6 protein-coding genes are annotated in these 10,062 nt (G+C 69.2%); 3 read left to right on the top strand and 3 right to left on the bottom strand.

Going from position 1 to position 10,062, the window contains the following annotated elements:
• Nucleotides 1-94 precede the first annotated feature (94 nt).
• Nucleotides 95-1,693, bottom strand: a complete 1,599-nt coding sequence (locus ACFVSU_RS06410; protein WP_387139683.1) for a DUF5060 domain-containing protein — start codon at nt 1,691-1,693, stop codon at nt 95-97.
• A gap of 177 nt (nt 1,694-1,870) precedes the next feature.
• Here ACFVSU_RS06410 and ACFVSU_RS06405 point away from each other — a divergent pair, with 177 nt between their 5' ends.
• Complete coding sequence (locus ACFVSU_RS06405; protein ID WP_387139680.1) at nt 1,871-2,578, top strand: DUF899 domain-containing protein; 708 nt, start codon at nt 1,871-1,873, stop codon at nt 2,576-2,578.
• A 67-nt stretch (nt 2,579-2,645) separates the two neighbouring features.
• Here the strand turns inward: ACFVSU_RS06405 and ACFVSU_RS06400 are convergent, their stop codons facing one another.
• Nucleotides 2,646-3,539 carry a phospholipase gene (locus tag ACFVSU_RS06400; RefSeq protein WP_387139677.1) on the bottom strand — a complete coding sequence of 298 codons (894 nt, stop codon included), beginning with the start codon at nt 3,537-3,539 and terminating at the stop codon, nt 2,646-2,648.
• 304 nt (nt 3,540-3,843) lie between these two features.
• On the opposite strand from ACFVSU_RS06400, the gene ACFVSU_RS06395 reads away from it, so the two are divergent.
• Nucleotides 3,844-5,799, top strand: a complete 1,956-nt coding sequence (locus ACFVSU_RS06395) for a GMC family oxidoreductase N-terminal domain-containing protein (RefSeq protein ID WP_387139674.1) — start codon at nt 3,844-3,846, stop codon at nt 5,797-5,799.
• 132 nt (nt 5,800-5,931) lie between these two features.
• On the top strand, nt 5,932-8,037 hold the full coding sequence (locus ACFVSU_RS06390) for a glucose PTS transporter subunit IIA (RefSeq protein ID WP_387139672.1): 2,106 nt from the start codon (nt 5,932-5,934) through the stop codon (nt 8,035-8,037).
• 324 nt (nt 8,038-8,361) lie between these two features.
• Here ACFVSU_RS06390 and pgi read toward each other — a convergent pair whose 3' ends face one another.
• Entirely contained in the window at nt 8,362-10,041 is a 1,680-nt protein-coding gene (gene pgi / locus ACFVSU_RS06385) for a glucose-6-phosphate isomerase (RefSeq protein WP_387139669.1), read from the bottom strand.
• Nucleotides 10,042-10,062: the final 21 nt, after the last annotated feature.

The following is a 10,062-nucleotide window of genomic DNA, read 5'->3' as shown; positions in this document are numbered from 1 at the left end:
TACCGTGCAAGCACTCTATAACGGCCAGATAACGCTGACAAGAGTTCGCTGTTATGTTTTCGTGATCGGTTTCCTGAGAGCTCGGCGGGGCCGCTCAGGCCTGTGTGAACCTCACTGCGATCCACTGCTTTCCGGGCAGGCCGATCGACGGACGCGCGGGGTCCTGCGCGCCGCGGGGGACCTTCGCCATGTTGAACACACCGGCGGGGGTGACCGTCATGTTCCACGTGTCGATGATGTCGACCTTGTAGGAGCGACCCGCGCCACTGGGCAGGATGGCCGCCCACTCGGTCGGGGTGTCCTCGCCGAAGTACTTCACGTAGTACTGGTTGTCGACGCCGGCGATGTCGTAGTCCCAGTCCGGCTGGAGCGCGTTGATGCCGGGCGCCGGGCCGTCCTCCATGATCTGCTTGAGGAAGGCCAGCCGGGGCGCGCTGTTGCCGTTGAGCGTGCCGCCCTGCCCGAGCCACGAGATGCTCGGCTTCTGCTCGGGGTTGAGGGTCTCACCGTGCCCGCAGTAGGTGCCGCCGACGAACGCGTTCCAGAACCGGTGGGTCATCTGCTCGCCGGAGAGCTGGCCCCAGCGTTCGCTGATGTTGCCCTCGTAGGCCACTTCGTCGAAGATCACCGGCTTCAAGGCGAACTGGCGGTGGAAGTGGGCTCGGAGACCGTCCAGCGCGGCGCCTGCGCTCTGGACGCTCGCATGCGTGATCCAGGGCTTGCGGTGGTCGTAGTAGATGTTCTTGTTGTGGATCGACCGCAGCCGGTTGTGGGGGTCGGCTGACTGCAGGACCTGGAACAGGTGGTCCCAGTCGTCCAGCTTCTTCGTCTTGATGCCGTCGTACTCGTTCGCCATCGACCACCACACGTTCCGGTACGCACCGAACCGCGCGGCCATGTAGCGCACGTACCGCTCATCGTGCTCGCGCGTCATGTCGGAGTAGCCGCGAGCGGTGTCGTACGGCTGGTAGAGCACGACATCGGCCTGGATCCCGAGCTCGAGCAGCCTCTGGATGCGGCTCTCGTAGCGGCGGAAGTAGGCGGGGTCGATGCGCGTCGGGTCCCAGTCCTTGAGTCCAGGGCCGGTGCGGATGAACGGATCGGTCGCTTCAGCCGGCACGTTGGGGAACACCAGCATGCGGATCTTGTTGAACGGGGACGTGCTGAGGGTGTCGAGCGTCACCTCGCACTTCTCGTCGGACTGCAGCGCCCACGAGTACGACGTGGTGCCGATCTGGCGGTAGGGCGAGCCGTCGGCGTAGACGAAGTGGTATCCGTTCGGGACGACCAGCACCGGACCGTGGTTCCCCGCGGACGGTTCCACCACGGTGAGTCGGCCCGTCTGACGCAGCGCGGGCTGGTTGCTGTCGACGGCCCAGGTCCACTCTCCCGTCTGAGGAGGCGAGAACCGCACCCGGAAGGTGCCGTCGCCGTCGTAGAAACCGGGCACCGTGATCGTCTGACCCGCGCCCTGGTACACGGCCGCGAGCGTGACGTCGACGTAGGGGTTGCCCTTGTCGGGGCCGCGCAGAACGATCTCGTGCATGCCCCAGCGCTCGACCGTCTTGGGGTTGTTCGCACTCTCTCCTTGCGCCCCGGGCGTCGCCGCGGTCGCGGGGCTCGGCACTCCGATCGCCGCAGCGGCGCCCAGAATGGCGGCGCCGGTCAAGACCGTTCGTCGTGTGATCTCCATCGATCATCCTCCAGATGATTCTTCGAGGTGGATTTACTGCCTCCCCAGGCTATGAACAGGGCGAGTATTCTCGCTAGCCCGTATAAACATGCAGCCTTACGATCGGCGGAGGGCCTTGACGTCGAAAACCAGATGTGTACAGTGTCAACATACGCACTCGCACACTCGGAGGTTCCGATGCAGAGCTCGACCCAGAACGCCCTTCCGCCCGTCGTCGATGCAGAGGAATGGCGACGCGAGCTCGATGAGCTCCGCGTGCGCGAAAAGGCGGCGACGCGAGAGCTCGACGCCATCGCGGCGCAGCGCCGCAGGCTGCCGATGGTGGAGATGCCGGACTACACGCTGATGGGCGAGTACGGCCCGGTGCGCCTCGTCGACGTCTTCGAGGGCAAGTCGCAGCTCATCGTCTACAACCACATGTGGTTCGAGGGGAAGCAATGGCACTGCCCGGGCTGCACCGGCTACACCTCGCAGTTCACCCGGCTCGACTTCCTCGACGCGTACGACGCCCGGTTCGTCATCGTGACACAGGGTCCGATCGACGAAGCGCTCGAGTACAAGGAGCGCACGGGCAACTGCATGGACTGGTACTCCACCGCCGGGAGCCCGTTCGGCGCCGACGTCGACGCGCCCGCCGGAGGCGGTTTCGCGGTGAACGTCTTCCTCCGCGACGGCGACACCGTCTACCGCACCTGGCACACGAGCGGCCGGGGCACCGAGCAGCTGAGCCACACGTTCCCGCTCATCGACGTGCTCCCGTACGGCCGCCAGGAGGAATGGCAGGACTCGCCGGAGGGCTGGCCGAAGACCGACGCCTACGACGGCTGGTTCACATCGCAGAAGGTCGCGGAGCTGTACGGACCCGGCGTGCACACGCACGCGTAGAGCACGGATGCCGCACCCCGCGACTGCGGCCGGGAAGCGGCATCCGTTTCAGGTCGAAGCTGACTGATCAGTACCAGTCGGTGGCCTGCGAGTGGCCCCACGCGGCGCACGGCGTGCCGTACGAGCCGGCGATGTAGCCGAGGCCCCACGCGATCTGGGTCGCGGCGTTGGTCTGCCAGTCGGCGCCCGCGCTGGCCATCTTGCTGCCGGGGAGCGACTGCGGGATGCCCGTCGCGCCGCTGCCGGCGTTGTAGGCCTGGTAGTTCCAGCTCGACTCCTTGTTCCAGAGCGACTCGAGGCACGAGAACTGGCCGTCGCCCCACCCGTACTGCGAGGCGGCCATCTGGCGCGCGATCGCCTTGGCGCCCTCGGGAGTGTTCGCGGCGGCGAGCGCGGCGGCGGCCTCTTCGGCCTGGCGCTGCGCCTCCGCGGCGGCTGCTGCTGCGGCGGCCGCCGCCTCTTCCGCGGCCTTCTTCTCCTTGGCGGCGGCGAGGTGCTCGCGCAGCTCTGCCACCCGGGCCTTCACCGTCTCGGTGGCGCCGCTCGCATCGGCGGTGAGCCCCGGAACCAGGAGCATGGGAACGAGGTCGACCTTCGCGAGGCGGTCGGCCGCCTGCTCGAGGCCGGCGGTGTCGACGGACGTATCGCCGATGCCCAGGTCGAGCCCCGCGGCGGTGACGTCGGCGGTGACCGAGGCGGCGTCGCTCAGCGCGACGCGGGCCGAGAGCAGGGTGCCCTGCGCGTCGACGCGGATGTCGCGGAAGGAGTCGGCGGTCGCTTCGGGTGCGGCGGCCGAGGCGATGGCCGAGGCGGCCAGCGGGGCGGCTGCGGCGAGTGCCGGAGAAGCGAGCGTGAGGCCCGTCGTGAGGAGCACGCCCAGGGCGGCTCCGGTGGCGACGGCGGACACGAAGAAGCGGCGGCGTGAACGGCGGGCAGGCGTGGGTGACTGGTCTGAATGCATGACGAACGTACGATCCTTCGGGTTTCGCGCCGCGGGTATCGGCTCCCGTGCGCCTTCGGGTCGGACGCACAAGTCCCCGAGTCTGCCTCATCGTGTCTGGACGGTTCCCGGTGGTTTCCTGGACGGAACGTGAGAGCGCTTTTCCGGGAAAGGCCTGATCGGAGAATGAGAATCTTCTCACGTGGCCGACTGGGTGGGTCTCCCGCGCCTGCCGCAAGCTGTGAATCGCAGTTCACTTAACCCTTGTCCGGAGCCCGACGGATGGTGCATGCTGGCCGCAGCAACGGCGCACCTGGAGGCACCCATGACGTTGACCGCAGCGCAGCGGGCGACATTCGAGTCCATCTTCGACACCTTCGCTCCCGGCGACGGCAACGGCATCCCCTCGGCTACCCGGCTGGGCGCGGTCCCGATCGCCGAGGGCATGCTCGAGGCGAACCCCCGGAAGGAGGAGGCGGAGCTCCTCGCCCGCGTGATGTCGCTGTGGGACACGCCGCTCGGCGGCGTGCTCCTCGGCATCGGCCCACGCCGGTTCTCGACACTTCCGGCTGCGAAGCGCGAGGCCGCGCTCATCGCGTTGTCGGACTCGCGCGTGCCCCTCAAGCGCGTGCTGTTCCAGAACCTGAAGTCGGCCGCGATGCTGTCGTACTACATCGCCCCCGGAGCGGACGGCGCCTCACCCCTGTGGTCGTCGATGGGCTATCCCGGTCCTCCTGGCCCGCGCGCCGAAGCGGCAACGCCGCCGCTGCACCCGCAGACACCCGAGTCCGATCTCTCGCTCGACTGCGACGTGGTCGTCGTCGGCTCGGGTGCGGGTGGCGGGACGGCCGCCGCGGTGCTCGCCGCGCGGGGGCTCGAGGTGATCGTGCTCGAGAAGGGCGCCTACTACGACGATCGGGACTTCGACGGCAGCGAGCTCGGCGGCCTCGCCCGCCTGTACGCGCCAGGACCCTCCGCGACGGCCGAGGGTCAGCTCAGCATCCTGTCGGCGCAATGCCTCGGCGGCGGCACCGTCGTGAACTTCTCGACCTCGTTCCGCACGCCCGATCACGTGCGCGAGGAGTGGGCCGCGCACGGGGTGCCGCAGTTCACGACGCCCGAGTACGACGCCGCACTCGACGCGGTGTGGGCGCGGCTCGGCGTGAACGGCGCGTACAGCGCGCCGTCGGCGCGCGACCGCATCATGGAGCGCGGACTCACGAGCCTCGGCTGGCATGTCGGCGCGCTCGAGCGCAACGTCGTCGGCTGCGACACCGGCCTCGAGTGCGGCCGCTGCGGCTACGGGTGCCGCATCGGCGCGAAGCAGTCGGTCGCGAAGACATGGCTGGCGGATGCCGAGACCGCCGGTGCGCGGCTCTACACGGGCGTCGACGTGCGGAAGGTCGAGACCGCGGCGGGCCGGGCGACCGGGGTGACGGGCCGCACCGCGGCCGGGCACTCCGTCACGGTCCGCGCCCGCGCGGTCGTGGTCGCCGGCGGAGCGGTCCAGACGCCGGCGCTCCTGCGCCGCTCAGGGCTGACGAACCCGAACATCGGCAAGCACCTGCGCCTTCACCCCGCCACGGCGGTGTGGGCGGAGTTCGACGAGGAGGTGCGTCCGTGGGAAGGTGCCATGCAGGCGCGCTACTCCGCCCAGCACGCCGACCTCGACGGCTCCGGCTACGGCGCCGTGTACGAGACGGCGGCCGCCAACCCGGGCCTGTCGGTGGCGTTCCAGTCGTGGCGCGGCGCTCAGTCGCACCTCGAGGTGATGAAGCGCCTCGCGCACTACTCGAGCGTCGGCGTCATCACACGTGACCAGGACGCGGGCGAGGTGCGCGTCGACAAGTCCGGCGAGCCGACCATGCACTACCTCCTGTCGGACCGCGACGCCGCCCGCGTGCAGGCGGGGGTGGCGGGCGCGTCCCGCATCCTCGAAGCGGCCGGTGCGCTGCGCATGTTCTCAGGGCACCAGGCGGGCATCGAGTGGACCCGCGCCGACGGCGAGCCGCTCGACGCCTTCATCGCGCGCTGCGCCGCGGCCGGGTACGGGCCGGGGCGGTGCTCCATGGCGGCGCTGCACATCATGGGGTCCGCGCGCATGGGCGGCTCTGCGGCCACGAGCGCGGTCGACCCCGACGCCGCCACGTGGGAGGTGCCCAACCTCGTCGTGGCGGACGCCTCCACCTTCCCCACGGCCTCCGGCGTCAACCCGATGATCTCGATCGAGGCCATCGCGTACATGACGGCGACCCGTCTCGCCGGCCGTCTGGGGGGATGACTCCGTAACGAAAGTCCTGGCGTGTGGGTATTTCCCGCGCCATCGGGCGGGCGCTAGCGTTGCGCTCGACGGGGCACGGCGTGGTGCGGTGCGTCGTCGGTGCGCGCACGACACCTCGCGAAGGAGAGATCCATGGCTACATCGTCCGCAGCAGACATCGTCAAGGCCGTCGGCGGCGCCGGCAACATCGAGAGCCTGACGCACTGCGCCACCCGGCTGAGATTCCAGCTCCATGACGCGTCCGGCGTCGACGCCAAGGCCGTCGAGGCGATCCCCGGAGTCATGGGCGCCGTTCCGCAGGCCGGCGAACGGTTCCAGGTCGTCATCGGCGGCGGCGTCCAGAACGTCTACAACGACATCATGGCGCTGCCCGGGATGAAGGACGGCGGCGGGGGCGCAGCATCCGATCCCGACGATCTCGATTCCATCAAGGCGCGCGAGCGCGCAAAGGGCGTGCGCGGCAAGGTCGCGTGGATCGACTCCTTCTTCGAGTTCCTGTCGGACTCGTTCCGGCCGCTTCTCGGCGCTCTGCTCGGAGCGTCGTTCTTCATCACGTTCATGGCACTGCTCGCCACCGTCGGCGCCATCCCGGACTGGAATGCTCCGGGTGTGACGCTCGAGCCGTCGTGGGCGTTCGTCAACCTGATGTGGCAGTGCATCTTCGTGTTCCTGCCCCTGATGGTGGCGTACAACGCGACGAAGAAGGTCGGCGCAGACCCGTGGGTGGGCTTCGGAATCATGGCCGTGCTCATGCTGCCCGGATTCCTCGCTCTCGGCGACGGGGTCGAGCCCACCGTGGTCTTCGGTGTCGATGTGACGATCGTGCCGATCTTCGGGTTCCCGCTGACGATCTTCGACTACAGCTCGCAGGTGTTCCCGCCGCTGCTGATGGCGGGTGCTCTCGGCCCGCTGTACAAGCTGCTGCGCAAGCTCATCCCTGCGAACCTGCAGCTCATCTTCGTGCCGTTCTTCGCCATGCTCGTCATGATCCCGCTGACGGCGTTCATCATCGGCCCGATCGGCGTCTACGCGGGCGCCGCGCTCGCGCAGGGGCTCGCGGCGATCAACAACTTCTCACCGTTCATCTTCGCGATCGTGATCCCGCTCGCGTACCCCTTCATGGTGCCGCTGGGCCTGCACTGGCCGATCAACGCCGTCATGCTCCTGAACATCCAGACCCTCGGGTACGACTTCATCCAGGGCCCGATGGGCGCGTGGAACTTCGCGTGCTTCGGCGCGACCGCCGGCGTGCTCGTGCTGTCGCTCCGCCACCGCGACACGCAGATGCGCCAGACGGCGACGGGCGCGCTCGCCGCAGGCCTGCTCGGCGGCATCTCGGAGCCGTCGCTGTACGGCATCCATCTGCGGTTCAAGCGCATCTATCCGCGCATGCTCGTGGGCTGCTTCGTCGGCGGTCTCACGATCGGCATCGGCAGCCTCATCATGGGCCTGCCCGACGGCGTCACGACGCAGGCGTTCGTCTTCACGTCGCTGCTGACGATCCCGGCGTTCAACCCGATCGGGCTCTACGCGATCGCGATCGGCCTCGCGTTCTTCACGTCGATGTTCCTGGTGATCTGGTCGAACTTCCGCACGCCCGAGCAGCAGGCGGAGTTCGAGGCGGCGCGCGACGCGGCCGAGGCGGCGGCTGCGGCCGAGCACGTCGCGCCCGCTGTCATCGAGGCGAGCGAGCCCCGTGCCATCGACGCGTCCGAGGCGGCCCCGGCTGCGGCCGCCGTCCCGGTGACCACCGCCGTGCTCGAGAAGGCGTCGATCGAAGTGCTGGCGCCGCTGGCGGGCAAGGTCGTTCCGCTGTCGGAGGTGCCCGACCCGGTGTTCGCGGGCGGGGTCATGGGCCCGGGTGCGGCCATCGAGCCGGTCGGCGACACGGTGTTCTCGCCGGGCGCGGGCGTGATCGCGGCCGCACAGCCGACCGGGCACGCGTTCGGCATCGTCCTCGACGGCGGTGTGGAGCTGCTCATCCACGTCGGCATCGACACCGTCAACCTGAAGGGCGAAGGCTTCGACGTGAAGGTGAAGAACGGCGACCGTGTCGAGCTCGGCACGCCGCTGGTGACGTTCGATCGCGCGGTGATCCAGCGGGCCGGCTACCCGCTCATCACGCCGGTGATCGTGCTCAACGCCGACGACTTCGGCGAGGTGTCGCCGGTGCTCGAAGGCGACATCGCCGTGGGCGGCTCGCTGATCACGGTCGACCCGAAGCCCGCCGAGGGCTGATCCCTCGCCTGGTGCCTCATTTTGGCGACTCGCCAGAGACTGCGGCGAATTCGTGAGCACCTTGGCGAGTCGTCAAGGTGTGCGCGGTGGTGGCTTCGGCGAGATGCGCGCTCTGGCGGTTCCGGCGAGTCGCCAAGACACGCAGCGGGGATGCGCTGAGTTTGGCGGGTCGTGGAGATGCGCGCGACGGCGGTCTTGGCGACTCGCCAAGAAGCGCGGGGTGGATCCGCAGAGTCTGGCTACTCGCCAAATCCCACGTGCCGCGAACGACGAAGGGGGTGGACGCCGGGAACCCCGGCATCCACCCCCTCGAGGTCGTGCGGCCTACTTGCGGTGCGCGGTGTAGTACGCGAGGAGCGCGCGGGTCGAGGCATCCTGAGCCGCGATCGCCGCCTCGTCGCCCTCGATGGCCGGCGCGATCTGCAGCGCCAGCTGCTTGCCGAGCTCGACGCCCCACTGGTCGAACGAGTTGACGCCCCAGATCACGCCCTGCGTGAAGGTGATGTGCTCGTACAGCGCGACGAGCTGGCCGAGCACGGCGGGCGTGAGCGCCGGCGCGAAGATCGACGTCGTCGGCTTGTTGCCCGCGAACGTCCGCGCGGCGACGAGGGCGCCGGTGGTGCCCTCGGACTCGACCTCTTCGGCCGTCTTGCCGAACGCGAGGGCCTTCGTCTGCGCGAGGAAGTTCGACAGGAACAGGCCGTGCACGTCGCGGCCGCCGTCCTCGAGCGCGTAGGCGGGGTTCGCGAACGCGATGAAGTCCGCGGGGATGAGGCGCGTGCCCTGGTGGATCAGCTGGTAGAAGGCGTGCTGCCCGTTCGTGCCGGGCTCGCCCCAGAACACCTCGCCGGTGTCGGTCGTCACGGGGGAGCCGTCCCAGCGGACGGACTTGCCGTTGGACTCCATGGTGAGCTGCTGCAGGTACGCGGCGAAGCGCGAGAGCTGCTGGGCGTAGGGGAGCACCGCGTGGGACTGGGCGCCGAGGAAGTTCGAGTACCAGACGTTGAGGAGCCCCATCAGCACCGGCACGTTGCGCTCGAGGGGGGTGTTCGCGACGTGCTCGTCGACGGCGTGGAAGCCGGCCAGCAGCTCGCGGAACACGTCGGGGCCGAGCTCGATCATGAGCGAGAGGCCGATGGCGGAGTCCACGGAGTAGCGGCCGCCGACCCAGTCCCAGAAGCCGAACGCGTTGTCGGTGTCGATGCCGAACGCGGCGACCTTGTCGAGAGCGGTCGAGACGGCGACGAAGTGGTGGGCGACAGCATCCGTCTTCGCCTCATCCGATCCGTCGATCGCGCCGGACGCCGCGAGGCCCGCCCAGAGCCAGTCGCGCGCCAGGCGCGCGTTGGTCAGCGTCTCGAGGGTGGTGAAGGTCTTCGACGCGACGATGAAGAGCGTGGTCTCGGGGTCGAGGTCCTTCGTCTTGTTCGCGATGTCGAACGGGTCGATGTTCGACACGAAGCGGGCCTGGATGCCGGCGGTGGCGTAGGGCTCGAGCGCGGCCGAGATCATCACCGGGCCGAGGTCGGAGCCGCCGATGCCGATGTTGACGATGTGCGTGACCTTCTTGCCGGTCACACCCTTCCACTCGCCGGAGCGCACGCGGTCGGCGAAGGCGGTCATCGCGGTCAGCACCGACTGCACGTCGGCATCGACGTCCTGGCCGTCGACCACCAGCGCCGGTGAAGCGCCCGCCGGACGGCGCAGTGCCGTATGCAGCACCGCGCGGTCCTCGGTGGTGTTGATGTGCTCGCCGGCGAGCATCGCGGCGTAGCGCTCGGCGACGCCGGTCTCCTCGGCGAGCTTCACGAGCGCCGCGAGGATCTCGTCGGTCACGAGGTTCTTCGACAGGTCGACGTGCAGGTCGGCGAGCTCGAAGCTCAGGCGGTCGGCGCGACGCGGATCGATGGCGAACCAGTCGCGCAGATCGGGGGCGAACGAGTCGCGGATCGAGCTGAGCTCGGCCCAGGCGGACGTGGTGGTGGCATCGATGGGAGCTGTCACGCACCCCAAGGTACCCGCGCG

This window comes from Microbacterium sp. NPDC058062, assembly GCF_042885375.1.
Lineage (GTDB): Bacteria > Actinomycetota > Actinomycetes > Actinomycetales > Microbacteriaceae > Microbacterium > Microbacterium trichothecenolyticum_C.
This window is presented reverse-complemented; position numbering and strand designations above follow the sequence as displayed.